The sequence below is a fragment of the Marinobacter alexandrii genome, assembly GCF_005871205.1.
GTDB classification, from domain to species: domain Bacteria; phylum Pseudomonadota; class Gammaproteobacteria; order Pseudomonadales; family Oleiphilaceae; genus Marinobacter; species Marinobacter alexandrii.
On the sequence record NZ_SWKM01000012.1, the window covers coordinates 836,051 to 861,691 of the forward strand.

A 25,641-nucleotide genomic window follows, 5' to 3' on the forward strand; every position below is an offset into this window, starting at 1 on the left:
TATACAAATTGAGCCGGGCGCAGTAAACTACGCGGTCTGCTGAATCAGTCATTTTATTTTCGGGGAAGTTATGGCACGAGTTACCGTTGAAGATTGTCTGGAAAACGTTGATAACCGCTTCCAGCTGGTGATGCTGGCTACCAAGCGTGCCCGTCAGCTTGCAACCAAAGGTGCGGAACCGGCGGTGGCTGAAGAGAACGACAAGCCGACAGTTATCGCCCTGCGCGAGATTGCTGAAGGTAAAGTGGGTCGTGAGTTGTTGCAGGAAGACGACGACGAGTGACCACAGGTACGGGTACAAATACGTATCCGCGCCTCGGAAGCATTGAAATCTGTCTCGGCGCTTTATAGTGTAGCTATAGAACGGACGTTGTTGGCAGGATCAGGAAGGACCCGGATGCGTGCATTCGGGTTTTTTTGTCCCTGAATTTCATAAGTATACGGAGGCGCGGTGTCGGCAGAGGCTACGGTTGAAGGTCTAGCGAAAGAGCTCAGTACCTATCTGGATACCAATCGCATCAATCAGGTGCGACGGGCCTACTATTATGCCGAACAGGCCCACGAAGGGCAGATGCGCAAAAGCGGTGACCGCTACATCACCCACCCACTGGCGGTTGCCCATATCCTGGCCGACCTGAGGCTGGACCATCAGAGTCTGATGGCAGCCATGCTCCACGATGTTATCGAAGACACCGGTATTCCCAAGGATGCCCTGGCCGAGCAGTTTGGCGATGACGTGGCCGAGCTGGTCGACGGTGTCAGCAAGCTGACCCAGATCGAATTCCGGTCCCGGGCGGAAGCCCAGGCGGAAAACTTCCAGAAGATGACCCTGGCGATGGCGCGGGACATTCGGGTCATCTTGGTGAAGCTTGCCGACCGCCTGCACAACATGCGCACGCTGGGCCCCATGCCCTATGAGAAACGCCAGCGCATTGCCACCGAAACCCTGGATATCTACGCCCCCATTGCCAATCGCCTCGGTATGCATTCCATCTGCACCGAGCTGGAAGACCTGGGCTTTTCCTCGCTGTACCCGATGCGCTCCAAGTACATCTCCAAGGCCGTCGAGAAGCTGAGGGGCAGCCATCGCGAGATCATTGAAGAGATTCGCGGCAAGCTGCAGGAAAAGCTGGAAGAGCGTGGCTTGCCTGGTCGCATCCTGGGGCGCGAGAAGCACCTGAACAGCATCTACAACAAGATGAAGTTCAAGCAGAAATCCTTCCATGAAATCATGGACGTGTATGCGTTCCGGATCATTACCGACACCGAGGATGACTGCTACCGCATCCTGGGTGCGGTGCACAGCCTGTACAAGCCACTGCCGGGCCGCTTTAAAGACTACATCGCTATGCCCAAGGCCAACGGCTACCAGTCCATCCACACCACGTTGTTTGGCATGCACGTGAATATCGAGATCCAGATCCGTACCGAGGAAATGGAACACATCGCCAACAACGGCATCGCCGCCCACTGGATGTACAAGAGCGAACCCAGCAGCGTTTCCAACGCCAACCAGGCCCGGGTGGACCGCTGGGTGAAAGGGCTGATGGAGATGCGTGAGCGCGCCGATGACTCCCTGGAGTTTATCGAGCACGTGAAGGTCGATCTGTTCCCGGACGAGATCTATGTCTTTACCCCCAAGGGCAAGATCATGGAACTGCCCAGCGGCGCCACGCCGGTGGACTTTGCCTACTCCATCCACACCGATATTGGTAACGCCACCGTGGCGTGCCGGATCAACCGGAATCTGAGCTCCCTGAGCCAGCCACTGCAGAGCGGGCAGACGGTGGAGGTCATCACCGCGCCGGGCGCCCGGCCGAACCCAGCCTGGCTCAGCTTCGTGGTAACCGGCAAGGCCCGCAGCAGTATTCGCCACGTGCTCAAACACCAGAAGCGGGCGGAGTCGCTGGAGCTGGGTAAGACCCTGCTGAAGAAGTCTTTAAAAGGCTTCGGTACCCGGCTGGCGGACATCAGCGATGTACAGGTTCAGGCCGTGGTCAATCACAACCAGGTCAACAGTCTGGACGACCTGATTGCCGATATCGGCCTGGGTAACCGCATGGCCTACCTGGTAGCGCGGCAACTGGTGACCGGTGCCGAGTCGTCCCCCATTGCCGGTGTGCCAGCGGAGGTGCACGGCAGCGGCGAGCACAGCCCGGTTACGATTCGCGGCACGGAAGGCCTGCTGGTGCGCTTTGCCAGTTGCTGCAAACCCATTCCCGGCGACCCGGTGGTGGGCATGATGGATTCCGGCAAGGGCATGATGATTCATTCTGATACCTGCTCCCGCTTGCCGGACGACGATGAGGGCCGGGCCCGCCTGACCCACCTCAAATGGGCCAAGGACATTGCCGACGAGTTCTCGGTTGAGCTTCGGGTTGAGCTGGAACGTCAGCGTGGTGTGATCGCGGAGGTCGCCAACGCCATAGCAATGGCCGATGGCAACGTCGAGCGCATCAACGTGGAAGAGCAGAACGCGAAGTTCAGCATCGTCAGCCTGGTGTTGCATGTAAACGGACGCCGGCATCTGGCCCGGGTCATGCGGCGGGTGAAGAACATCCGGGCCGTGACCCACATAGGACGAGTTCGTCACTGATCCCCGAATAAGGGGCAAGGCATCTCCCATAACGTCTGGTTGACAGCAGCCGCGCCCAAAGGTGACGATTGGTGTTTTGGAAGAGAGGAATACCCAAGCCATGACCAACAAATCCGTTATCCAGACTGAAAACGCCCCGCAGGCGATTGGAACCTACTCGCAGGCAGTGAAAGCCGGCGACACGGTCTACCTGTCTGGTCAGATTCCGCTGGTGCCGGAAACCATGGAAGTGGTTGCCGGGGATTTTGCCGCCAAGACACGGCAAGTGTTCGAGAATCTCAAAGCGGTCTGTGAGGCAGCCGGCGGCGAGCTGAAGGACATCGTCAAGCTCAACATCTATATGACCGACCTTGAGAACTTTGCCACCGTCAACGAGATCATGGCGACCTACTTTGAAGAGCCGTATCCGGCCCGCGCAGCCGTTGGCGTATCAGCGTTGCCCAAAGGGGTGCCGATCGAGATGGAAGCGGTAATGGTATTGACCTGAAGCCCTGGGCCAGCTAGGCCCTCGGAATCAGTGAGAAAAAGGCGGCTTCGGCCGCCTTTTTTGCGCCTGTCGCCCCGCTATCGCCCGGCGATCATGGCCCGGTAGCCGGCCCGAAAGTCCGGGAACTGGAACTCGAAACCACTCTCCAGCAGGCGCTGGTTGCTGCACCGTTTGCTGCCCGCGCGTCCGCCGGTTCTGGCGTCGTCGACCGGTGACGCACAGTCGGTGTGCGCCTGTACCCACTTCACTACCTCATCCAGTCGCACCGGTTCGCTGTCACTGGCGATGTAGAGTGGCTCCACGGGCTCGCCCGCCAGTGCCTTCAGCACCAGATGCTGGACTACCCGGGCGGCATCGTCTTCATGAATTCGGTTGGTGAACGGCGCTGGATTTTTGGGTGCCATCCGGCCCGCGATAACCTCATCCAGGAATCGTTGCCGGGTGGGGCCGTAAATACCGCTGAACCTTACAATAGTCGCCGGATGCCCACTATCCAGGGCCGTGCGCTCGCCTGCCAGGATCTGCTCACCACTAAAGCGCCGTGGCTGTGCCGGGCTGGTTTCGTCGACCCAGCTGTCATCATTCTGGGAGTAGACACTGGTGCTGCTGATGAAGACAAGACGTGCCAATGGCTGGCCTTTGACCACGTCCAGTAGGTTTGAGAGCCCGTTGACGTAGGCATCCCGGTAGCCCTGTTCGTCGTAACTGGCGGGGGTCAGGCAGTAGACAATGACGTCGAGGTTGTCCGGCACCGCTTTGTCGAGGGACTCTGGTGCCATCAGATCGGCTTTCACTCCCTGGATACCAGCCGGAACCTGAGCCGGATTTCGGCGCAATCCGAACACGGTTGCCGAGTCCCTGAGCAGGCTGGCAATGGCGCCCCCGAGTTTGCCACAGCCGGCCACCAGAATGCGGGGCGTGTTGGTGCGTTCAGTCATTGCCATAGACAATCTCAATCCTTATGCTTAAACCCATAAATTAGTGAACCATTGCCCCGCATCCACCTGACCGGAGCTCACCATGACTCTCACCGAGTTACGATACGTCGTTACGCTTGCCCGCGAAAGGCATTTTGGCCGTGCTGCCGAGCGCTGCCATGTCAGCCAGCCGACACTCAGTGTGGCCGTCAAGAAGCTTGAAGACGAGTTGGGTATTCCGCTGTTTGAACGGAGTAAAAGCAGTATCCGGGTCACCGAAACCGGTCAACGGATCATTGAGCAGGCGCAACGGGTGCTGGACCAGGTCGGGGTGATCAAGGACATGGCCCAGGATGGTAAGAATCAGCTGAATTCGGCACTGAAGGTGGGGGCCATCTACACCATCGGCCCCTACCTGTTCCCCCACCTCCTGCCGGAGCTTCGGCGAGCGGCGCCGGAGATGCCTCTGTACATTGAAGAGAACTATACCGCCACACTGCGTCAGAAGCTGCGCCAGTCCGAGCTGGATGCCATCATCATAGCGCTGCCGTTCGAAGAACCCGAGGTGGTAACCTTGCCACTGTATGACGAGCCCTTCGTGGTGTTGTTGCCGGCCGAACACCCGCTGGCCAAGAAGGATCAGCTGACCGCCGAAGAATTGGCCAAGGAACAGCTGCTGTTGCTGGGGCCGGGGCACTGTTTCCGGGATCAGGTGCTGGAATCCTGCCCGCCCCTGGTTGAAGCCGTAACCCGGCGTGTCGATGTTGACTCGCCGGCGCTGGTGACCGAGGGCAGTTCGCTGGAAACCATTCGTCACATGGTAGCGTCAGGGCTGGGCATCACGGTACTGCCATTGTCGGCGGCGACCGCCATGCAGTACCACGAAGACATCCTGGCGGTGCGGCGTTTTGCCCCGCCGGTCCCCTTCCGTACGGTCGCGTTGGCCTGGCGGGTGACCTTCCCGCGGCCCAAGGCCATCGATATGTTGTCGCTGGCTGCCAGCCAGTGCCGGGTCATCGAGAAAGCCAAGACCGACACGCCGGCAGTGGCCGAGAGCGCCTGAGTCCTGCATGGCATCGCTGGACGACATATCGGTTACCCAGCTCAAGGGCGTAGGCAACGCCCTGGCCGAGAAGCTTGGCAAGCTGGGCATTGCCTCGCTTCAGGACCTGCTGTTTCACCTGCCGCACCGGTACGAGGACCGCACCCGGGTGGTGGCTATGGGCAGTCTCCGGATTGGCGACGTTGCCGTGGTCGAAGGGGAGGTCATGAAGGCCGACCTGGTGATGGGGCGCCGCCGCAGTCTGCAGGTCACCCTTAAGGACAACAGCGGCTTTTTGGTGATGCGGTTTTTCCACTTCAACGCCGCCCAGAAAAATCAGCTCACCCAGGGCGCTCGGGTTCGCTGTTTTGGTGAGGTCCGCCCCGGTCGGGCCGGTTACGAGTTCTATCACCCCGAATACCAGATCGATCCACCGCCGATGCCGGCCGAAGGTCAGGCTACGCTGACGCCCGTCTATCCGCTCACCGAGGGTATCCAGCAACCCCGCGTGCGGGCATTGTGCCAGCAGGCGCTGGGTTACCTGCAGCGTTATCCGATCCGGGACTGGCTGCCGTCGTCGCTGCTGGCGGATTACCAGTTGCCGGGCATTGGCGAGGCGGTTCAACTGGTGCATTCACCTCCTGTCGACGCGCCGGTGCATTTGTTGATGGAAGGCCGGCATCCCGCCCAGCAGCGGCTGGTGATGGAAGAGTTACTGGCGCATCAGCTCAGCCTGCTGCAGGTGAGGGAACAGATCCAGGCCCGGGAAGCGCTGCCGCTGTTGCCCACCGGCGATCTGCCCGATCAATTTCTCGACTCCTTACCCTTCCAACTGACCGGGGCCCAGCGCCACGTGATGACCGATATCCGACAGGATCTGAGTCAGCCGCTGCCCATGTTGCGACTGGTTCAGGGCGACGTCGGTTCCGGTAAGACGGTGGTGGCCGCGTTGGCGGCCCTGCAAGCGATTGCCGCGGGGGCTCAGGTCGCGCTGATGGCGCCGACCGAAATCCTCGCTGAACAGCATTACCAGAACTTCCGCGGCTGGCTTGAGCCACTGGGTATCCAACTGGCGTGGCTGTCCGGAAAGGTGAAAGGCAAAGCGCGACAGCAGGCGTTGGAAAAGGTCCAGTCTGGGGTGGCCGGAGTGGTTATTGGTACACACGCGCTGTTCCAGAATGACGTGGTGTTTGATCGTCTGGCGCTGGTGATTGTCGATGAACAACACCGATTCGGTGTGCATCAGCGTCTGGCGTTGCGGGAGAAAGGGGTAGGCGGCTCGCTTGCGCCGCACCAGTTGATCATGACCGCGACTCCGATCCCCAGAACACTCGCCATGAGCGCCTACGCCGATCTGGATACCTCGGTGATTGACGAGCTGCCTCCCGGTCGCAAACCCATCGAGACAATCGTCATTCCGGACAGCCGTCGCGAGGACGTCATCGGTCGCGTCCGCAGCGCTTGTACGGAGGGGCGTCAGGCCTATTGGGTATGTACCCTGATTGAGGAATCGGAGGCGTTGCAGTGTCAGGCCGCGGAAGTGACCGCACAGGAGTTGACGGAACGGCTGCCAGATCTCAAGGTGGGGCTGGTTCATGGTCGCCTGAAAGCCGTAGAAAAAGCTGCGGTGATGGAGCAGTTCAAGAATGGTGAGCTGGATCTGCTGGTGGCGACCACGGTTATTGAGGTTGGGGTGGATGTGCCGAATGCGTCCCTGATCATCATTGAAAACCCGGAACGCCTGGGGCTGGCGCAGTTGCACCAGTTGCGAGGGCGAGTAGGGCGAGGCGAGCAGGCCAGTTTTTGTGTGCTGATGTACCACCCACCTCTGTCTAATAACGGTAAAGCGAGACTGCAGGCGCTACGGGACAGTCAGGACGGCTTCTTCATTGCCGAAAAAGATCTTGAGATCCGTGGCCCAGGCGAGGTGTTGGGTACCCGGCAGACCGGCATGATGCAATTCCGGTTGGCGGACTTTGAACGGGATAAGGGCTGGATTGAGCCGGTGCGGGAAATGGCGCCCGCGTTGATGAGTGACCGGCGGCGGGTCGAGGCGCTGATCCGCCGGTGGCTTGGCGAAAAGATTCGTTATGGAGACGTGTGACGGCGGTCCTTGCCCTATACTGATTCGGACTCCTCAAGAAAAAGCCGCGTGTCGGCCTTTAGCAATAATCAGGAGCAGACTCTATGGAACTACCTGCAGCAGTTCAGCAGGCACTTGGGGCTTCAGCTTCGGGCGTGTCGCTCCGCAACGCAAACCAGGCCAACGGCGAAGAACTTCTGCGCATGGCCTTGTTGAGTGACGCGGCGGGTAACCTCCAGGTGATTTGCCGGAAACGTGACCTGATCAACCTTGAAGAGTTGAACAAGCGTCTCGGTCGCGATTTCCGGCTGATGAAACGCCGAGAACAGTTGCGCGTCCGCGAGAGGGCTGGCTTGAGTGAACTGCCGGCCCTGCCGTCTCTGACCGGTTGGCCGACCGTTGTCGATAGCCGGGTCGACGATCTGTCCGCTGTCGCCCTGGAGCTGGAAGAACACAATCTCGCGATGGTCATGCCAGGTGCCGACTTCCGGGCTCTGACCAGCAATGCCGAGCGCTGGAGCTTTACTACAGACCCGCAATCCATTGAGGTTAATCTCGATGACAACGAGCGGGACCGGGAACAGCTTCATACCGCACTCAAGAAATTTACCAGCGTACGCATTCAACAGCGTCTGGAAGACACCCTTGAATTGCCCCCGCTGCCGGAGACTGCACAGCGAATTATTCATCTGCGAGTGAACCCGAATGCGGTCATGGGCGATCTGGTGGACATTGTCGAAAGCGATCCCAGTCTGGCGGCGCAAGTGGTTAGCTGGGCCTCCTCCTCGTTTTATGCTGCGGCCGGGCAAGTGCGATCCGTCCATGATGCGGTGTCCCGGGTGCTGGGCTTTGACCTGGTGATGAACCTGGCCATGGGCCTGTCTCTGGGCCGTGCGCTGAAACAACCCCAAGATCATCCGGAAGGCTACGTCGATTACTGGCAGCAGGCGATCTGGCAGGCCCAGTCAGCCGGGGTGCTCGCCAGCATGATGCCGCGGGGCCAACGGCCGTATTTCGGTCTGGCCTACTTGGCCGGGTTGCTGCACAACTTTGGTCATCTGGTGTTGGCCCAGGTGTTTCCGCCTCACTTCAAGCTGGTTTGCCGTTCGCTGGAGGTAAATCCTTGCATTGATTCCTCGGTGACCGAACATTACCTGCTGGGCATTACCCGGGAACAGATTGCAGCGCAGCTGATGGAAAACTGGGGCATGCCCGATGAGGTCACCCTGGCCATTCGATTCCAGAAGAACCCGGCCTACGATGGCGATTGCCAGGTTTATGCCAAGCTGCTCTGGCTGGGACGTCAGCTGTTGACCACTCGCGGTGTAGCGCTGGGCGCGGGTGAAGCGGTGCCGCAGTCATGCTATGACGAATTGGGACTGGATCGGGACGCGGTCGAGGCGCAGTTTGATGAGCTGGTCAGCAGTAAGGACAGCATCATGGCCATGGCCGGGATGATGAGTCCCTGAGTTCCTGCCTTCCCTTTTCCCCGCCAAAAAAGAGCCGGCCCTAAGGCCGGCAAGCTCACCCGCTTGTTGCAGAGTCGTCCAAACTTATCAGGAGAAAACAACAAAGGACCGTTGCCGTCGCAGATTAAGGCAGCGCCCTATCTATAATTTAGTCTAAGGGGGAAAAAAGAAAAGTCTTCGGCTTTGGATTGGACACTATGAGAGGCTCGTCGCTGTTTGTTATTCATCCTAACCCGTTGATTCAATGACCAAACATTCAGGCTCATTTACTCATGTTTCCACGAAAAAATTACAAACCTCGGTGTGTGCCTCTCTGTCACCGGCGCGACATTCAGCTCGGGTCGAAAGGGTGGTGGCGAATGGCGGTTGCGGCCCGTTTTATTTCTTCTGCATGAACCTTTTCCACCTCGAATCGCTCGATATCCATCTTTTCCACAAAGCGGGTATCGGTGGCCTGCCGGGCCTGGTGCGTCGGCATGTGCTTGAGCTTCTCGTGTACGTCCTGAAACACCGAAAACGGCGGCTGCTCCAACAGTTCCGGCGCCACGTGATCAAGCAAGCCCTTTAAGCGCAGACACGCCTCGGAATACTCAACCTGGTCCGACTCCACGGCCATGGCAATCACCCGGATGCTGGAGATCATATCGTCGCGTCGCTTCTGATTGAATGCGTCCGCTTTTTCCTGGCGGCGGCGGCCTTCAGACAGGGTATTGGCTTGGCGTCGGATAAAAAACAGCAGCAAGGCGATGACAATCACGCCGATAATAATCAGGGTCCACTGCAGCCACTGGGGCATTCTCTTCTCCTCGTCTCGATCAGGCTTGCTTGCGTTGGCGATCAGGCCGCCAGACTTTGACAGTTACGGCCTGCCCATTCAATACGGAGGTTCCCACCAGCGGATCAATCTGCTCGTCACTGAGCACGTCATTGATGCTGGCCCCGGCGTGCTCGGTTGCCACCGCTTGCCCAGTGCCCGTGCGATCATGGCCCCATCCGTGGGGAATAGAGACCACACCGGGCATCAGATTCTCGGAGATTTCTACCGGGAGTACGATGGTGCCGATGTTCGTACTGATCTGTGCGGAGTTGCCCGCTTGCAGGCCCAACCGGCTGGCGTCCTTGGGGTTAATCATCAGCGTGCAGCGGTCTTTACCTTTGACCAGTCGCCGACTGTTGTGCATCCAGGAGTTGTTGCTGCGGATGTGGCGTCGCCCGATCAGCAACAACTCGGTGTTGACCGGTTCCTTCAGGAAGCTGTGCAGGCGATCGACATCTCTAAGGTAGCGTCGTGGTGCAAGGTGAATCATGCCATCTTTGGTAAACAGGCGGTCGGGCAAAGACGGCTGCAGCGGGCCCAGATCCACGCCACTGGGAATCTCCCGCAACGCTGCTAGCGACAAACCCTTTGGCAGCGCCTGCCAGTTGCGGTTCAGCGGGCTGAGTTTGGTGAGTGCACGGACAGGGTGGCGCTCGGGCAATATGTCGAGTATCAGGTCCACCGCCGGCTGCACCAAGCCTCGGACTCGGCCGCCATCGGTGCCATAGGGACCGGATCGCAGTAGCAGGTCCAGAATCGGGTCAGGTCCGATCTGTTTGAAGGTGCGCCACCCAAGTTCCGAACGTAAGGGCAGGTGGCCGCCATGTCGGTGTTTCTCGAGCCGGTGGGCCAGCTCTAGCAGGATTTGCCAGTCGTGGCGGCTGTCCGGGCCGGCGTCAAACAGAGGCTCGCTGTACTTGGCGACGTTCCGTACCGCGAACATACTGAATATCAGATCGTAATGGCTACGCTCCAGGGCCGCGGTCGGCGGCAGGATGACATCGGCGTGGCGCGTGGTTTCGTTCAGGTAGTAATCCACCGACACCATGAAATCGAGTCCGGAGAAAGCCTTTTCCAGGCGGGTGCCGTTGGGGCTCGACAGCACCGGGTTGCCGGCTACGGTTACGAACGCCCGGATCTGGCCCTCGCCGGGTGTCAGTACTTCATCGGCCATGGTGCTGGCCGGATACTCACCACCAAACTCCGGCAGGCCCTTTACCCGGCTGTGGCGGGTGCCGAAATGGCCGCTTTGCCCCCCGAGGGCACCCAGGCTTACCAGATCAATGGCGGGCTGGGTAAACAGCATGGCGCCGGGCGTGTCGAGTTTACCGGTGAGGATGTTCAGGCAGTAGGCCAACCAGGTTGCCAGGCCACCAAAGCGCTGGGTACTGGTGCCCATCCGGCTGTACAGAACGGCCTTTGGAGTATTGGCCAACTGGCGGGTGAGCTGGCGGATGGTTTGGGCTGTGATGCCCGTGTGGTCGCTGACCGCTTCCGGGGTAAACGCCAGTGCCGCCAGGCGTAACAGGTCAGCATCTTTGGCGAGATGCTCAGCTGGCCCCAGCTCGACCAGGTCTTCGGCAAACAGAGTGTTCACCATGGCCATTAGCAGCAAGGCGTCACTGCCGGGCCTGATGAAATGGAATTCGTCGGCCAGTTTGCCGGTTTCGGTGCACCGTGGATCGACCACGATGAGCCGGCCGCCGCGGCCTTGCAGACGCTTGATCCGTCCCCGGAAATCGGGGACCGTCATCAGGCTGCCATTGGAGGCCATGGGATTGGCGCCAATACAGATAAACAGGTCGGTGTGGTCGATATCCGGAATCGGGAACAGTATCTGATGGCCGAACATCTCCAGGCTGGCAAGCATGTGGGGTAGCTGATCGTTGGAGGTGGCCGAGAACCGGTTTTGGCTGCCGATGGCGCGCAGGAATGGCAGGGTAGAGACGAGGGAGCCGTGGTTGTGAACGTTGGGGTTACCCAGATAGACGCCAATGCTGTTGCGGCCGAATTCGGACCGCGTTTGATGTAATTTTTGGGCCACCAGATCGAAGGCTGCGTCCCATTCCATTTCCTGCCAGCCAGTGTCCGTGCGGCGCACGGGTTTGCGCAACCGGTCTGGGTCATTGTGCAGATCCTGCAAGGCGACCGCCTTGGGGCAGATATAGCCCTGACTTAACGGATCATCCTCATCGCCCTTGATGGAGGTGATTTTCCCGTTGCTGACTTCAATGGCGACGCCGCACATGGCTTCGCACAGGTGGCAGGTGCGGTAATGGATACCGTTTTCCATGGAGCCCTCTCTTCTGGCGGGATCTTATTGTTGTAGCGATTGGGGTTGAATCGAGATTAGCAGGAAAGCCCTGGGATGGGAAAAGCCGCCTGCCCAGGTGTGGCCACAAAAAAAGGCCAGCCCAGGAGGCTGGCCTGAAAGGGTAAAGGCCTGAGTTTACTGCTGGGCAGGAATTTCCTTTACCGGGTCGGAGATGAAGTTCAGGTAGACCCCCTGTTCCGGGATCTGCAGAGGGATTTGAACGGCTCCCGTGGATGCGGTGGTTTCGTCAAGCAGTGCACCACAGGCGTCAGGGTTGCCGGTCAGGAGGCCACCGATGCAGGAGGTGAAATCGATAATGGCCCTGGAAATGGCATCCTCGGTGGTCACCAGCACCTCGATCTCCGGAACGTTGGTATTGCGCTGCTCAATTTGCATGCGCCCGTCATCGAAGAAGGTGATCGGTCCGGCCAGCTCGAGCGTGAACGGGTAGGAGTAGAGGTTGTGTTGCAGCACGCCTTCCAGCGGCACGTGCAGGTTCGGCGCGTCCAGAGTCAGCTCAGCCCGGGTTTTGAACACGGGTCGTCCATCCTCGCCCTCAATAATAATGCCCGGAATGAGGCCGCTGCGGGCACAATTCTCTTCGCAGCCTGGATCGTCTTTGGCGTACCGCATCCGTAGGATCTGGGGGCCGGTGACCTGGTCACCAAGACCATCCAGTACCACCGTGGCGGAGGTTGTCGCCAGCATGGTGGGGTACAGCAAAACGCCCACGCCTTGTTTGCCGGTCTCTTCATCCACCGCCGGCCCTGTGACTTCTGTGTTCAGGCCATAGGTCTGGTAGATGAACTTGGCTTCCGGACACACCTCATCGTCGTTGCAACCGACACTGGCGCCAGCGTCCGCGCCCAGAACCGTCGCCGTCTGATTTTGTACCGCTAGTGCCGCCGCGTTGGCCGAGGGTTTGTATCCGCCATTGCCATTGCTTTCATGATCGAACGGCTCAAGACAGGTGGTGTCACCCGGGGTGGGGCAGTCGACGACGTAATTCGAATTCACATCCCGGATGGGCAGGTTGCGCAGCGGGGTGAATACTGTTTGAGCGGGGGCTGCCCCTTCAAAGTAGATGGTCATGTCCGGACCACCGATGTCGACATTCGACGGCGCATCGCGTTCGTCACCGGGATCGACCAGCAGGTCCGTTTGCAACGGGTATCCGGATTCCGAGCAGACCGCGTTGGCGCAGTCATCCTTGGAGGTGGACGACGCCAGGGTATAGCGGTAGAAGGCTCCGGATTCCCAGGGCTGATCGGGGTAAAAACGAATGCGCTGATTGTTCTTCTCCAGTCGTCCACCGACGGCGCCGAGGCTGCTGCCGTCCGCCGCCACCTGCTCGACCTGGAAGGTTTCACCGGCCCGGATCGAGCCGAGATCCATGGATTGGGAGAACACCACCACGATGGGCCGGTCGGCCGGCAGGCTGGTGACTGGCAGGATATCCCCGCGGGGGCCATTGGGCGCATCGTCCACACACTGGCCGTGGTTTCCCGCATTCAGGTCCACACCAGTGGTGACACAAGGGAAACCCGGGTAGGTGGTCAGGGCAATCGGTGACACCGTGAACACCGAGTTGTCGCCCAAATCCGGCAGGCGGAACTCAAGGGTCTGGGACGTGGCGCCATTGCCGGCCAGGTCGGTCAGGCCGGAACCAATCTGAACGCTGTAGTCGATCCCGTGCCTGAACCCACCCTTGGAGTTGATAACCACGGCGGTACCGTCCAGCCTGGTGTCAAACTGCCCGGTGGCCAGTGGTGTGCCTCCCTCGATCACGGTGATGCCCGTGGGGATGGTGCTGGCGTCAAGCGGTTCGTCGAAATTCAGGATCACCGGATCGCCGGGTCGGTGCATCGACTGGCGGGTGGCCGGAATGGCGTCCGTCGGACCTGGCATCCAGCTGACCAGCTTTGGACTGGTGCTGTCGGGTTCATACAGTTCCTCGGCATCCAGGGCGGAATTAGCGTCGGTGGCCGCCTCAATCCGGAACGCAATGGTGGAATCGGTGTACTCCTGGCCCAGCAACTCCGGCTCGACCACACCGATGGCATCAATGGTGAGGACTCCATCCTGGACAATGGCAATGCCAGTCAGTTCGACCCCGAGCAGGTCCTGGGAGAGCGAGGCGTTGGGCTGGGCCTCCTCGGTGTTCATGGAAACATCCATAAACAGCTTAACGTGCCGTGGCGCATTAAGATCGTCGGTGTACGGATTCGGACTGAGGTAACCGGTTGCGTCCGAGAGCATGGTGACCTTGATGTCGCCGGTGGTCTGCATCTGACCGGTGCTGGGATTGATCACCGGTACACTGCCATTGATCTTCACGTCCAGGCTGCTGCTGGTGAGCACGCTGCCTTTCGGTACACGCAGGGGCAGGGGTTCATCGGCGCCAAAGGACGGCGCGTAGGCCAGTTCCGCGAACAGGCCGCCTGTCTGCTGGGATGGCCCGGCAATGCCCTGGAGGACCGAATTCAGGGTGACCCCATTGATGATCTGGCCGTTGAGGCGGGACTTGCGGGCACCGGATTCACCGGAGCCAGCGAGCATGCCCGAGTCAATCAGCTCCTGGAACAGCACCACGGTTGGGCCGGTTTCGCGGGCAGTAAACTGCTTACTGAAATCCAGGGTTTCGCCAGTGCTGTGGCTTGGCAGCCCCTGAATCCGGAGTGTGTAGCGTTCGCCGGCGGTGAGGGCATCGTCTTTGGTGCCGCACAGTTCCAGGGCTTCGACGGTGCAAGGGTCGACAGTAATGCGACGACCATCCACCAGTACGGTGGCGGGCACGGTCTCACCGGTTGCATTTTCCAGGCGAATTTGGCCGCCCATGGCCTGCCAGGCCGGGTGCACCGGGTGGGTCAGCGTCAGCCGGAAGGTGGAGAAGTTCATCGGCTGGAATTCGCTATCCGGAGCCGGAATCATTTCTGCGACCGCAAAATCGCTGGCGCTGTTGTCCAGGCTTGCGATCCCGGTAAAGCCGCTACGGGTGGAAAACTGAATGCCCTCGGCGGCGCGGGCGTTGGGTGTGCTGATGGTCCTGGCTTCCTGGCCCAGCAGCGGGTCCTGGAACGTCACCGTGTAGTCAGTCCCGGTGCTCAGGGCCGTTGCCGGCGTCAGTTTAAGGCTGTGTCCGCCATCCACCTTGGTGACGGTGAAGTCCACCGGGCTGCTGCCGTCTGTGACTCGGATCTTGTCTTTCAGGTCGGCTTCCGTGTCAGTGATAGCGTGGGAAAACCGGATCACAATATCGGCCGCCGGGCTCACGCCGGTCTGGCCATCGGCTGGGTAGGAGTAGATCACTGAGCCGGGCGTGGTTTTGGTAACACTCTGTTCATCGCCGCCACAGGCGGCGAGCAGAAGCGCGGGAATCAGTGCCAGTATCTTGTTGTATTTCATGGCAGGTCTTCTCCTCAAAGCATAGGTGCTCAGGAATTCAGAGGCTGAAAACGTCAGGCACTCAGAACTTCAGGGTGATGGAGCCGCTAATGACATGAACATCGCCGTCGGCGGTAACGTCGGTCTCATTGCCGTCGTAATCCACCAGGGTGAAGTCCCGGTCCTGGAGGTGTTGGTACTGATACCCCACGTCGAGTCGAACCGGATAGGCGAGCAGCCGGGTGCGATCATAAGTGGCGCTCAGGCCCAGGCCGAGGACAATCTTGTCGGTATCCAGGTAGTTGATCTCGGGATTACGGGTAGTCTTGAGGGGTGATTCCTCATAGGCAACGCCGGCCCGTACCGCAAAGTTCTTGTTCAGTTGGTACTCCGCACCAAGCCGGGGGATGAGGATATCGTCGAACTGAATGCGGTCGCCCGGCGATTGGGATTCCTGATCCTTGACGGTATCGGAGGCGAACTCATCTTCCAGTTCAGACCAGTTCTGCTGCTCGATAGAGCCGCCCACCCGCCAGTTTTCGGCCCGGTACTGGGTACCAATGGCAATGGTTTCCGGCTGGAACGAATCTATGGTGGAGACCGCGAGACTCAGGCCTGGGTCGGGAATAGTCTGGGTCACGATAATGTTTGAATCGACGGCGGTGGATGCCGCGGACTTGGTGCGGTAAGTGAGCCCGGTTTCCCAACCATGCAGGAAGCACTGGGAATCTGGGCAGAAGGTACTTCCCAGGTCCATGCTGGTGCCGAAGATGGTTTTTAGGGAGGGCTCGGCCTTGACGCCCAAACGCTCGCGACTGGTTTCGCCACCCAGGGTTGAGACTGCCTCCAGGTTGGCCGCGGCCTCCAGGGTAATCCGGACCGAAGCACCGGCAGAGATGCCACGCCAGATTGGGGTGGCGCCGCCGACGTTCAGGAACAGCGGCTCCTTGCCATACTGGAGAAACTGTCCGCTTTCGGTGGTCTCCGATCGGAAGGCCAGCATCTCCTTGCCGTACTTCTCGACGCCGGCGATGAAACCGAGGTAGATCGGATGCTTGGATCGGGTCAGCGAGCCAAGGTTGGTTTTCATGCCAATCAGCACATGCTGACTGGGAGAGTTCGACAGGATATCGCTATTGGCGTTCGGGTTGGCTGAACGCAGCTCCTGCTCAGCGTGCAGGATGCCGGTGGTCAGTTCGCCCCGGGTGTCCTTGGTGAGGTAGGCCGGGTTGTAGTAGGTGGCCGAGACCTGGTCATTGAACATGGACAGGGATTGCGCCGTTGCAACGTCGACCGGCATGACACCGTAGGTGGTACCAAGATTGCCCATACTGGCAGCAGCAGACAGGGAAAGACCAGTGGACACCGTCGCAACGGCCAGAGACATCGCCCGTACTGAAAATCGGGAGGTAGAAGACATTGATACACTCCATTATTTCGTTGTTGTTATGCTCAAGCCGTGACCTTTCATGGAACACGGATATTCCTTTTTTTTATTTTCGGGACCAGTTTATGAGGCTTGTCTGATAAGGGCGTTGGCTTTTTTGACACAGGTTTGTGTTTTTATGATCAGTTTTGACGGATTGTCTGACTAAAAAATCAGAAAATACACGGTTTGATGGTGCTTCTTATGGTTGTCGGCGACCAAATTTTCGTCTCCGGCCGTGAAAGTCAGACACACTATGTCGAGAATTTTTACACTGGTACTCGAGGCTTTTTAGGGCTGAAGTTCATCCCTTTGAAGTTTCACTGTTAGTGCTTTTTTGGCCTATGTTATGCCTCTGATTCACTAGCGCGTATAAGCACACGGCATGTTTTGAGTAGCGGTCTTGACGGTGGTTCGCGTCCAGGGCCTGCAATGGTGCAGGGAGTTAATTGGCCTTGATAGTCCCTTTGGGGGGATACGAGGATGAATGCATTTACAAGATCTTTGATAGTCGCGCTAACGTTTACCTGGGTTGGTTCGGCGCATGCCTACATGATCGGTTCGGAGGATGTCGGAGGTGCGGATCCGTTACTCGGTGAGACAAACGATCTGAATGCGCTAGGCTTTTGTGGCGTTGGAAACAGCCCGAGCACAGAGCTTTGCTGGATTAATAATGTGTTAGCGGGCCCGACGACCTACACCGAAAGTGACAAGGTTGAAGATCAGTTATACGTCATGGTTAATGGCAGTTCTTCGGTGATTGCCTTCGAGCTGTCTAGCCCGACAGAGTATTTCTTTATCAAGAATGCGCAATGGTACGGACTGTTCGAAAACATCTTCAATTTGGATTGGGCGGTAATCGACACTTCGTTAATTGCGGCAGGGTTCAACTTGCCGAGTGACGAGTACGAGATCAGCCACATTGCCCCTATAGGCGGAATCGTTGAAGTGTCTGAACCCGGTACCTTAGCCCTTATGGGGCTGGGTTTGGCAGCACTGGGGTGTAGGCGCCGACTCAAAAAAGCGTAACAGAGTTCAGGGAGAGAAAATGCCTCGGCCAGCCCGGGGCATTTTCGCATCAGGGCCTTATTGAAGCTTTGCGGGAGAAAGTCAGCTAGGGAGAGACGAAATGGGCTCGTTGGAGTGCTGCCTAGTAATCACTCGCACAGAACGGAATTGGGAGCGAAGCATTTCCACCGGTCTGTGATTGATGAACTGCGTCCGAGGCGGCAGGTTAATTAGTGGCCGTCGATATCGCGAGGGGGATGTCCACAACCACCTGCAGTCCGCGTTCAGTAGCGGCGGAAAAATGAAGCATTCCACCGTAGCGTTCGACAATTTCTCTAACAATGGCAAGCCCGAGGCCGTGGCCTGGGGTCTGTTCGTCCAGCCGCAATCCCCTTTGCCCCAGCTTGCAAATTTCGGCTTCAGCGACTCCCGGCCCATCGTCTATAACGCCTATTTGCAACGTGTCAGAGTGTTGCGCAAGTGATAGTTCCACACAGCGTTCCGACCATTTGCCCGCGTTATCCAAGAGATTGCCCATGATTTCATTCAAGTCGTGTTCCTCGATTGGCCAGCGGGCATCTTCCGGTAGGGAGCTCGACAATTCGAAGGATTTTTCCGGGTACAGACGCCCCATCATCCAGAGCAGATCCCGCGCCTGCTTCAGGGGGTAGGCGCTCTTCCCGACCTGTGGCCCGGCAAAGCGACTTCGTCGCATTTCGGCCTCAAGCTGTTTGTCGATGTCATTGAGTCTTGCAGTCATCTGAAGTCGAAGTTCGTCGGGGAGTGGGCGGCAGGTGTCCTCAAGAACCTGCCGAACGGCCGAAATGGGGGTTTTTACGCTGTGAGAGAGGTTTGCCAGGGCATCCCTGGATCGTTCCAGACGCTGATCCAGTGAATCGAGTAGCTGGTTGAGTTGCTGGACCAGCGGGCGAAATTCCTCAGGTGCCTGAACATGAATCCGTGAAACCTTGCCGTCTTGGAGTCTCTTCAATGTGGCTTTTAGCTCGACAACAGGGCGCATGGAAAGACTGATACCGAACCAAATCACGACAACCAACAGCAGAATCAACAGTATGGAGACGATGGCTGTCCACGCGTGCAACTCGGCCTGACTGCGTTTTAATGCGCCCAGGTCCTCGGACACAATCACCACAATGGGCGTATTGCCCACGCGAAATGATCTTCTATAGGCGAGAATATCCTCTGGCGCATCGGCTGTATTGACGTCCTGCACGCGAAGAGTTCCGTCTTGCCCGTTTTCAATCAGCGACATCAATACCGGCGCCCAGGAATCCGGTGAAATGATAGTGCTGGAAGGTGTATGAATAGCGAAGGCGTGGTGAAAAACTTCTTGAAAATAGTCGCCGGTCTGTAGGCTATCCAGTTGGCCCTTGGAGTCACGAATCTGGTGCTCCAGGAAGGCAGCTTCATCCTTGAGCCGTGTCTCCACAAATTCTCGTGACATGCGGTCCAGCAGAAGACCGTGCACCAGCCATGCAAATCCCATCAAGGCAATTCCCGCAGGAAGTAGCAGTACCAGCAGAGTTCCCTTAACCGATGTGGGCTTCCTAAACAGTGTCATTGAACAGGTACCCTTGGCCGCGACGGGTTGAAATGGTGTCGTTGCCAATCAGTTTTCGTAATCTGCGGATGTAGGCTTCAATCACGTTCTCATTCGGAGTGTCGTTCAGATTGTAGAGCTGTTCTATCAATTGCTCTTTCGAGAACACATTGCCGGGGCGGCTCATCAGGCAGCGCAGCAGGCGAAATTCAGTGCCGGTCAGGCTGTGTTCCGTGCCATCGTCGGATCTCAGACTCTGGCGGTTCTCGTCCAACTCATAGCCGCCGGCTTTTACCATCGAATGAATTCGGCCTTCACTTCGACGAACAATAGCGTTTAGCCGCGCGATCAGCTCTTCGGTGCGAAAGGGCTTTGCCAGGTAGTCGTCTGCTCCCGCTTTGAGTCCTTCGACTTTGTCGTTCCAGTCGCCCCGCGCGGTCAGAATGAGCACTGGGAAGGCGATACCGTCCCTTCTCCAACTCCTTAGAAGCTCCAGACCGTTACCATCGGGCAGACCAAGATCAAGAATAACCCCTCGATAATTCTCCTGTTTTCCGAGAATCATAGCTTCTCTGGTCGTGTACGTCGTGTCGACGCTGAATCCCGCTTTTCCAAGCTGGCCGCTTAACCCCTCAGCCAGCAAATGGTCGTCTTCAACGAGCAGTAATCGCACGGGTTGTCCTTCTCGAGAGCAAGTTGGGTAAGCAGTGTCGCCGATCAACCTGAACTCAGCCTGAACGAAAAATGAGTTGGATATTTTCAGCAAGAATTCAGGTTAATGCGCGACGGTGCCTTTTAACAGGCCGGAATGTACGGTGACGTTAACTTCGAGGAATATGGTGTACTGAATGCCATGCGAACGCGAGGGTTGGGGGACCGAGTCCCAACCCCGCTCAAGGAATTGCAGTTTGGAGTAAAACGGAAGCAAGCACCTCTATTTATGGGACTTTTTGGTCTTTTAATACCGGTGTTGGCTTTCTGTTGAGTCTTAAACGCCGTTCAAAGCGACAGGAGGTTGAATGAGCAGCAAGCACGATAGAACCACTAGTTATCAGGAAGGTAGTCTCACACTCCCGGGGACCGTTATGTTGGGTACCGGTGTCATGATTGGCGCCGGTATCTTTGCGCTTACCGGACAGATGGCACAGATGACGGGCGTTCTTTTCCCTTTGGCGTTTCTGGCCGCGGCGGTAATCGTCGGCTTCAGCGCTTATTCCTACATCAAAATTTCCAATGCCTACCCCTCAGCCGGGGGCATTGGCATGTACCTTCACAAAGCTTATGGCAACCGGTTACCGACGGCTTTCAATGCCTTGCTGATGTATTTCTCGATGGTGATCGCCCAGAGCTTTCTTGCGCGCACTTTCGGTTCCTACACCATGCAACTGTTCGGTGGCGATGAAAGCGGGCGCATGGTGCCCATTCTTGGTGTATCACTGATCCTGGCCGCGTTTCTGATCAATCTGCTGGGTAACCGCATGATTCAGGGGGTGGCTTCTGTTATCGGCATTCTGAAAATCGGTGGCATTCTGGTTTTTGGGCTGGTGGGTATCTGGATTGCTGACAACCTGTCTGTTGATTTCTCGAACCCGGGTGAGGCCGGAGTCGTCGGCAATTTTCTCGGGGCAACGGCCCTCGGCATTTTGGCGTTCAAGGGATTTACCACCATTACCAACAGCGGTTCCGAAGTGATAGACCCCAAACGTAACGTGGGGCGCGCCATCGTTATTTCCATTGCGTCCTGCGTGGTGCTCTACACCCTGGTTGGTTTTGCCGTCGCCAGTAACTTGTCCCTTGCAGAAATTATCAAGACGCAGGACTACTCTCTCGCGGCCGCGGCGCGTCCGGCCTTGGGCGATTATGGCGTCTGGTTTACGGTCGCCATTGCCATGATGGCCACCGCAGGAGGGATTCTGGCCAGCATTTTTGCGGTCTCGCGCATGCTTGCCATGCTTACCGAGATGAAGCTGGTCCCTCATCGGCATTTCGGAATGCCGGGCAGTATCCAGAAGCACACTCTGGTCTATACCGTGGTCCTGGGCTTGGTTCTAACGGCTTTCTTTGATCTCTCCCGAATTGCAGCGCTTGGGATTGTGTTCTATCTGATCATGGATATCGCAATCCATTGGGGTGTTCTTCGCTATTTACGGGAAGATGTGAAGGCTAATCTGTGGGTACCAGCGATGGCCATTCTGTTGGATCTGCTCGTGCTTGGTGGCTTTGTCTGGGTCAAGCTTAATACTGATCCACTTGTCATTGGCGTGGCAGTTGTCACCATGGTCGTTATCGCGGTGGCCGAGCAGGTGTTCCTGAAAAGGGCTGCAGAAGCAGGTGAAACGGGGCGCGAGGAATCTCATGCTCATCATCATTAATAACCGGAATTCGACTTGGAGGTCAGTACCGTGATGGGAAATGACATGTTTGGAAACACCATGTGGGCGGGGCACTGGTTGTGGATGCTGGTGATTGCCGTTGTGGTGGTGATACCGGCGTGGCGCATATGCCAGCGCACAGGTTATCCCGGGTGGATGGGCATTCTGATACTCATACCCATCGTCAATCTTGTTCTGCTTTACTTCATTGCGTTTGCGGATTGGCCGGCAGACAAAAAGGGAGATCCTAATGGCTGAGCTTCAACACGCCCACCCCCATGACAGCTCCGTCCACGACCACGCAGTCAAAGATCCGGTTTGTGGCATGTCGGTAGATCCGCATTCGGCGGAGCACCGAAGCGAACATGATGGTAAAACCTGGTATTTCTGCTCCTCACGCTGCCAATCGAAATTTGACGGCGACCCGAAACACTACCTCAGTGGAGAACAGAAGCAGGAAGAACCTGTAGCTCCGGGCACCATGTACACCTGCCCGATGCATCCGGAAATTCGCCAGCAGGGGCCCGGGGATTGTCCCATCTGCGGTATGGCCCTGGAGCCCGAGCAAGTAAGCCTGGACGACGGTCCTTCGGCTGAGCTCCAAGACATGACTCGCCGGTTCTGGATTGGCCTGGTGCTGGCCCTGCCGGTGCTGGTGCTGGAGATGGGTGGTCACTTAATTGGACTTGATCAGATCGTTGCTCCCCAAATGTCCAACTGGATTCAACTGGTTTTGGCAACGCCCGTTGTGGCCTGGTGTGGCTGGCCTTTCTTTGTCAGAGGTTGGAAATCCGTGGTCAATCGCAATCTGAACATGTTTACGCTCATTGCGATTGGCACCGGTGTGGCGTTGATTTATAGCCTGGTGGCGACGCTGACCCCCCAGATCTTCCCCGACACCTTCCGGCAAGAAGGCGGTTCAGTTGCCGTCTACTTCGAGGCGGCTGCGGTTATTGTCGTGCTGGTGCTGCTAGGCCAGGTACTGGAACTGCGAGCCCGGGAGAAAACCTCCGGCGCCATCAAGGCACTGTTGGATCTGGCGCCCGCCACAGCCAGAAAGCTGGACGGCGATGGCAGTGAGTCTGACGTGTCACTGGATCAGGTCAAAGTGGGTGACCGTCTGAGGGTGCGCCCCGGAGACAAAGTGCCGTTAGACGGAGAGGTTCTCGAGGGCAGCTCCAACGTGGATGAGTCCATGGTGACTGGTGAGCCTATGGCAGTCAGCAAGAAATCCGGCGATCAGGTGATCGGCGGCAGCATTAACCAGCAGGGCAGCTTCATTATGCGCGCCGACAAGGTTGGCCGCGACACCATGCTGTCCCAGATTGTTCAGATGGTGGCGAGTGCCCAGCGCAGTCGCGCACCGATCCAGGGGCTGGCGGACAAGGTCGCAGGCTGGTTTGTACCGGCGGTGATTTTGATTGCCATTGTCGCCTTCATCGCCTGGTCATTCTTTGGTCCCGCACCACCTATGGCGTTCGGGCTGATTGCGGCGGTCAGCGTTCTCATTATTGCCTGCCCCTGCGCACTGGGCCTGGCAACGCCCATGTCGATCATGGTCGGTGTTGGTCGCGGTGCCCAAAGTGGTGTGTTGATCCGCGATGCGGAAGCGCTGGAGCGCATGGAGAAGGTAGACACCGTGGTCGTGGATAAAACGGGCACCTTGACGGAGGGCAAACCCCAGGTCACCCGGCTGGTTGCGGCGAAAGGGTTCAATGACAGTGATCTGATGCGTTATGCCGGCGGCCTGGAAAAGGGCAGTGAGCATCCACTGGCCCACGCCATTCTCGACAAAGCCAAGGGCATGGGCTTGAAACTGCCCGATGCGGAAGACTTTGATTCCCCGAACGGCAAGGGGGTGACCGGCCAAATTGAAGGCAAGCAGGTGTTGCTTGGCAACCGTCTTCTTATGGAGTCAGAGAATGTCGACACGGCACGATTTGACGATGAAGCCGACGAGCTTCGCAAGGATGGCGCTACAGTGATTTTTGCCGCCGTCGATGGAAACGTCGCTGGCTTGTTGGCCATTGCCGATCCGGTTAAGGAAACCACCGAGGCCGCCATTTCGGCCCTGCAGAAAGACGGAATTCGGGTGGTGATGCTGACTGGCGATAACCGCACCTCGGCCGAGGCAGTTGCCCGCAAGCTCCATATTGATGAAGTGGAGGCGGAAGTCCTGCCGGAAGACAAGGGCAAGATTGTTCAGCGCCTGAAAGACGAAGGCCGTGTTGTGGTGATGGCGGGAGACGGCGTAAATGATGCGCCTGCATTGGCAACCGCGGATGTCGGTGTGGCCATGGGCACGGGTACTGATGTGGCCATTGAAAGTGCCGGCATTACCCTGCTGCGTGGCGACCTGATGGGTATCGTCGAAGCGCGCCGGTTGTCCCTGGCGACCATGCGCAATATACGGCAGAACCTCTTTTTTGCTTTCGTGTACAACTCCGCTGGCGTTCCGATAGCAGCGGGTGTTCTTTATCCGTTTTTTGGCGTACTGCTTTCCCCAATTTTCGCGGCGGCTGCGATGTCCCTTTCATCGGTTAGTGTAATAGTGAATGCATTGCGGTTGAGGGTAGTACGGCTGGAGCCAAAACGGTGACAGTTGTCTATTCGGGTAGCTAGGGATAACCGACCACCGTTATTTATACGGGGGTCGGTTATTTGTTTCAGTTAATGGCTCTCGTGCGGCTTTATGAGTGTTTATGGCTCATGTTGTCTGCGTTATTTTCACTATAGTGAAGTTTAACCCCACTTATTTTTTCGCTAGCCTTACCCTGTTCCATACAGGTCTTCATTGCTTTGTGTTCAACAGTTTTATTGGGATAAGTGCGAGCCTCATTAATACGGTCCGCCAAACCTGAATTAGCCGAGGCCATGGTTGAAAATAAAGCTGAGATTGCTGCGATAATCACTAATTTTTTCATGACGTTCTCCTTTTCACCATAAAACCAGATTAGTAGTTCAGCCTGATTTCAGGTTCGTATGATTTACTTACCTTTGTCGAGGGCACCAACATTTCGCAACTTGAAACAGATGGTGCTCTCGTTTCCTTGAGTTAACTTGGCCGCAGGCTTCACCCTGCGGTATTTTTCTCTTTCTTTTTCAAGGCTCTATGGTACGCGTGGCCTTCCTCGGTGCCGATCATTTGTCGGCGCGCCTCCATGCCAATTTCAGACATGCCGTAGCGCGTCATCTCTTTGTGTAGCCGTTCCAGGTCTTTATTGCTGAGGATTTTTTCAAAGGAGTTCTTGTCTCTAGTCGCATCGCGTGTGGCGTCCATGCTATCGCTTGATAACATGTTGCCAGCGAGTGCATATGTTGAAAGAGTAACTGATCCAATAAATAAAAGTAGACTTTTCATAATCGAAATCTCCTGTTTGGTTGTCGATTCTATTTAATCATTGGTTTCTGAAATGGCCCTGAAAAAATGCAATAGATAATATTTTGTTTGCGAGTAGTAACGAAATTTTTCAGTATAAAATGTTAGGTTTGTGAAAAAAGTTATGATGTTTTGGGGAGGGTAAAGTTTGGGGTTGAACTTGCGCGTGAAGTACATGCCTCCAATTTGATAAATCTGCACTCGCTACAGTGTACTTGCAGGGCGAAAAGGCGGACAAAGTGCTTGACCTGTGCGGTAGATTAGCCTTAGTGTTCGTCGACAAATCGGAGCCTCAAGCAACTGAGTCACTTAATTTGCCTCATGTCGTTATCCATAAAGCTGTTGTTCACCTGCTACTGTTAGCAATGGTGATGCATCCCTTGTTTGCTTTTGGGTTGGTTTCTGTGGAATCAGAGCAGACGCTGTCTCCGATCATGTCCGTGATGGATATGGGTGACTGTAATGCGGGCGCTCAAAACGACGGTGCATCTGCGCAACAAGCTATAGCCTGCAATGACATGGCTCCAGCGGATTGTACTTTCGCCGCAAATGTCGGCAGCTGTGGTTCTGGCTTGTCTGCTCTGTTTCTCCATAATCCCGCAGTACCATCGTCGTCATTTTCTGGCACCAATTCTCTTTATTCCCACGATCGCTATCTCAGCATCATCCTCGATACCCTCACACCACCCCCCAATTCCTCAAAAGCCTGAACTGAGTCTTTAATTTGCACGTTCAGTTGGCCCCGTGGGCGGCGAACGTGCGCTCATAAGCTTTAAACGAGGAAAC

The 25,641-nt window shown here is 57.1% G+C and carries 20 protein-coding genes; 11 read left to right on the plus strand and 9 right to left on the minus strand.

What is annotated here, in order from left to right; genetic code table 11:
• Nucleotides 1-70 precede the first annotated feature (70 nt).
• From rpoZ to FCS96_RS10800, 3 genes are all read left to right on the plus strand, one after another.
• Nucleotides 71-283 carry a DNA-directed RNA polymerase subunit omega gene (rpoZ, locus tag FCS96_RS10790; RefSeq protein ID WP_041340923.1) on the plus strand — a complete coding sequence of 71 codons (213 nt, stop codon included), beginning with the start codon at nucleotides 71-73 and terminating at the stop codon, nucleotides 281-283.
• A 168-nt stretch (nucleotides 284-451) separates the two neighbouring features.
• The gene (locus FCS96_RS10795) at nucleotides 452-2,596 is read left to right on the plus strand and encodes a RelA/SpoT family protein (protein ID WP_138440339.1); all 2,145 of its coding nucleotides are present in this window, start codon (nucleotides 452-454) and stop codon (nucleotides 2,594-2,596) included.
• A 100-nt stretch (nucleotides 2,597-2,696) separates the two neighbouring features.
• Entirely contained in the window at nucleotides 2,697-3,083 is a 387-nt protein-coding gene (locus FCS96_RS10800; RefSeq protein WP_138440340.1) for a RidA family protein, read from the plus strand.
• A gap of 77 nt (nucleotides 3,084-3,160) precedes the next feature.
• On the opposite strand, the gene FCS96_RS10805 is transcribed toward FCS96_RS10800, so the two are convergent.
• On the minus strand, nucleotides 3,161-4,027 hold the full coding sequence (locus FCS96_RS10805) for an NAD-dependent epimerase/dehydratase family protein (RefSeq protein ID WP_138440341.1): 867 nt from the start codon (nucleotides 4,025-4,027) through the stop codon (nucleotides 3,161-3,163).
• 76 nt (nucleotides 4,028-4,103) lie between these two features.
• Here FCS96_RS10805 and FCS96_RS10810 point away from each other — a divergent pair, with 76 nt between their 5' ends.
• From FCS96_RS10810 to FCS96_RS10820, 3 genes are all read left to right on the plus strand, one after another.
• The gene (locus tag FCS96_RS10810; protein ID WP_138440342.1) at nucleotides 4,104-5,063 is read left to right on the plus strand and encodes a hydrogen peroxide-inducible genes activator; all 960 of its coding nucleotides are present in this window, start codon (nucleotides 4,104-4,106) and stop codon (nucleotides 5,061-5,063) included.
• A gap of 7 nt (nucleotides 5,064-5,070) precedes the next feature.
• On the plus strand, nucleotides 5,071-7,146 hold the full coding sequence (gene recG / locus FCS96_RS10815; RefSeq protein ID WP_138440343.1) for an ATP-dependent DNA helicase RecG: 2,076 nt from the start codon (nucleotides 5,071-5,073) through the stop codon (nucleotides 7,144-7,146).
• Between the two features lie 83 nt (nucleotides 7,147-7,229).
• Nucleotides 7,230-8,594: an HDOD domain-containing protein gene (locus FCS96_RS10820; protein ID WP_138440344.1), complete on the plus strand. Its 1,365-nt coding sequence runs from the start codon at nucleotides 7,230-7,232 to the stop codon at nucleotides 8,592-8,594.
• Nucleotides 8,595-8,925: 331 nt separating this feature from the next.
• On the opposite strand, the gene FCS96_RS10825 is transcribed toward FCS96_RS10820, so the two are convergent.
• The 4 genes from FCS96_RS10825 to aupA all read right to left on the minus strand — a co-directional run bounded on the left by FCS96_RS10825 (nucleotide 8,926) and on the right by aupA (nucleotide 16,529).
• Complete coding sequence (locus tag FCS96_RS10825) at nucleotides 8,926-9,390, minus strand: DUF2489 domain-containing protein (RefSeq protein ID WP_138440345.1); 465 nt, start codon at nucleotides 9,388-9,390, stop codon at nucleotides 8,926-8,928.
• A 19-nt stretch (nucleotides 9,391-9,409) separates the two neighbouring features.
• Nucleotides 9,410-11,704, minus strand: a complete 2,295-nt coding sequence (locus tag FCS96_RS10830) for a molybdopterin-dependent oxidoreductase (RefSeq protein WP_138440346.1) — start codon at nucleotides 11,702-11,704, stop codon at nucleotides 9,410-9,412.
• A gap of 156 nt (nucleotides 11,705-11,860) precedes the next feature.
• Nucleotides 11,861-15,130 (minus strand): Ig-like domain-containing protein, encoded by a 3,270-nt coding sequence (locus tag FCS96_RS10835; RefSeq protein WP_138440347.1) that lies wholly within the window; start codon nucleotides 15,128-15,130, stop codon nucleotides 11,861-11,863.
• Between the two features lie 61 nt (nucleotides 15,131-15,191).
• Nucleotides 15,192-16,529 (minus strand): alkane uptake protein AupA, encoded by a 1,338-nt coding sequence (gene aupA, locus FCS96_RS10840; protein WP_138440348.1) that lies wholly within the window; start codon nucleotides 16,527-16,529, stop codon nucleotides 15,192-15,194.
• A 489-nt stretch (nucleotides 16,530-17,018) separates the two neighbouring features.
• Here aupA and FCS96_RS10845 point away from each other — a divergent pair, with 489 nt between their 5' ends.
• Nucleotides 17,019-17,564 carry a PEP-CTERM sorting domain-containing protein gene (locus FCS96_RS10845; protein WP_138440349.1) on the plus strand — a complete coding sequence of 182 codons (546 nt, stop codon included), beginning with the start codon at nucleotides 17,019-17,021 and terminating at the stop codon, nucleotides 17,562-17,564.
• 205 nt (nucleotides 17,565-17,769) lie between these two features.
• Here the strand turns inward: FCS96_RS10845 and FCS96_RS10850 are convergent, their stop codons facing one another.
• Entirely contained in the window at nucleotides 17,770-19,125 is a 1,356-nt protein-coding gene (locus FCS96_RS10850; RefSeq protein WP_138440436.1) for an ATP-binding protein, read from the minus strand.
• Nucleotides 19,112-19,777, minus strand: a complete 666-nt coding sequence (locus FCS96_RS10855; protein WP_138440350.1) for a response regulator transcription factor — start codon at nucleotides 19,775-19,777, stop codon at nucleotides 19,112-19,114. The genes FCS96_RS10850 and FCS96_RS10855 overlap by 14 nt, the downstream gene beginning before the upstream one ends.
• A 346-nt stretch (nucleotides 19,778-20,123) precedes the next feature.
• On the opposite strand from FCS96_RS10855, the gene FCS96_RS10860 reads away from it, so the two are divergent.
• The 3 genes from FCS96_RS10860 to FCS96_RS10870 are packed head-to-tail and all read left to right on the plus strand — an operon-like array spanning nucleotide 20,124 to nucleotide 24,075.
• Entirely contained in the window at nucleotides 20,124-21,476 is a 1,353-nt protein-coding gene (locus FCS96_RS10860; RefSeq protein ID WP_138440351.1) for an APC family permease, read from the plus strand.
• Nucleotides 21,477-21,506: 30 nt separating this feature from the next.
• On the plus strand, nucleotides 21,507-21,734 hold the full coding sequence (locus tag FCS96_RS10865) for a hypothetical protein (RefSeq protein ID WP_138440352.1): 228 nt from the start codon (nucleotides 21,507-21,509) through the stop codon (nucleotides 21,732-21,734).
• Nucleotides 21,727-24,075, plus strand: coding sequence for a heavy metal translocating P-type ATPase (locus FCS96_RS10870; protein ID WP_138440353.1), 2,349 nt, complete (start codon nucleotides 21,727-21,729; stop codon nucleotides 24,073-24,075). The genes FCS96_RS10865 and FCS96_RS10870 overlap by 8 nt, the downstream gene beginning before the upstream one ends.
• Before the next feature lie 91 nt (nucleotides 24,076-24,166).
• Here the strand turns inward: FCS96_RS10870 and FCS96_RS20065 are convergent, their stop codons facing one another.
• Nucleotides 24,167-24,400 (minus strand): hypothetical protein, encoded by a 234-nt coding sequence (locus FCS96_RS20065; protein ID WP_171040738.1) that lies wholly within the window; start codon nucleotides 24,398-24,400, stop codon nucleotides 24,167-24,169.
• Between the two features lie 149 nt (nucleotides 24,401-24,549).
• On the minus strand, nucleotides 24,550-24,837 hold the full coding sequence (locus tag FCS96_RS10875; protein ID WP_138440354.1) for a hypothetical protein: 288 nt from the start codon (nucleotides 24,835-24,837) through the stop codon (nucleotides 24,550-24,552).
• Nucleotides 24,838-25,094: 257 nt separating this feature from the next.
• Between FCS96_RS10875 and FCS96_RS10880 the strand changes: the two genes are divergently transcribed.
• Nucleotides 25,095-25,565, plus strand: a complete 471-nt coding sequence (locus FCS96_RS10880; protein WP_138440355.1) for a hypothetical protein — start codon at nucleotides 25,095-25,097, stop codon at nucleotides 25,563-25,565.
• The last annotated feature ends 76 nt before the right edge of the window (nucleotides 25,566-25,641 follow it).

What these genes read in the sequence shown, in the direction of transcription:
- rpoZ (WP_041340923.1), top strand. Translation starts at nt 71, where the DNA reads ATGGCACGAGTTACCGTTGAAGATTGTCTGGAAAACGTTGATAACCGC.
- FCS96_RS10800 (WP_138440340.1), top strand. Translation starts at nt 2,697, where the DNA reads ATGACCAACAAATCCGTTATCCAGACTGAAAACGCCCCGCAGGCGATT.
- FCS96_RS10805 (WP_138440341.1), bottom strand. Translation starts at nt 4,027, where the DNA reads ATGGCAATGACTGAACGCACCAACACGCCCCGCATTCTGGTGGCCGGC.
- FCS96_RS10810 (WP_138440342.1), top strand. Translation starts at nt 4,104, where the DNA reads ATGACTCTCACCGAGTTACGATACGTCGTTACGCTTGCCCGCGAAAGG.
- recG (WP_138440343.1), top strand. Translation starts at nt 5,071, where the DNA reads ATGGCATCGCTGGACGACATATCGGTTACCCAGCTCAAGGGCGTAGGC.
- FCS96_RS10820 (WP_138440344.1), top strand. Translation starts at nt 7,230, where the DNA reads ATGGAACTACCTGCAGCAGTTCAGCAGGCACTTGGGGCTTCAGCTTCG.
- FCS96_RS10825 (WP_138440345.1), bottom strand. Translation starts at nt 9,390, where the DNA reads ATGCCCCAGTGGCTGCAGTGGACCCTGATTATTATCGGCGTGATTGTC.
- FCS96_RS10830 (WP_138440346.1), bottom strand. Translation starts at nt 11,704, where the DNA reads ATGGAAAACGGTATCCATTACCGCACCTGCCACCTGTGCGAAGCCATG.
- FCS96_RS10835 (WP_138440347.1), bottom strand. Translation starts at nt 15,130, where the DNA reads ATGAAATACAACAAGATACTGGCACTGATTCCCGCGCTTCTGCTCGCC.
- aupA (WP_138440348.1), bottom strand. Translation starts at nt 16,529, where the DNA reads ATGTCTTCTACCTCCCGATTTTCAGTACGGGCGATGTCTCTGGCCGTT.
- FCS96_RS10845 (WP_138440349.1), top strand. Translation starts at nt 17,019, where the DNA reads ATGAATGCATTTACAAGATCTTTGATAGTCGCGCTAACGTTTACCTGG.
- FCS96_RS10850 (WP_138440436.1), bottom strand. Translation starts at nt 19,125, where the DNA reads ATGACACTGTTTAGGAAGCCCACATCGGTTAAGGGAACTCTGCTGGTA.
- FCS96_RS10860 (WP_138440351.1), top strand. Translation starts at nt 20,124, where the DNA reads ATGAGCAGCAAGCACGATAGAACCACTAGTTATCAGGAAGGTAGTCTC.
- FCS96_RS10870 (WP_138440353.1), top strand. Translation starts at nt 21,727, where the DNA reads ATGGCTGAGCTTCAACACGCCCACCCCCATGACAGCTCCGTCCACGAC.
- FCS96_RS20065 (WP_171040738.1), bottom strand. Translation starts at nt 24,400, where the DNA reads ATGAAAAAATTAGTGATTATCGCAGCAATCTCAGCTTTATTTTCAACC.
- FCS96_RS10875 (WP_138440354.1), bottom strand. Translation starts at nt 24,837, where the DNA reads ATGAAAAGTCTACTTTTATTTATTGGATCAGTTACTCTTTCAACATAT.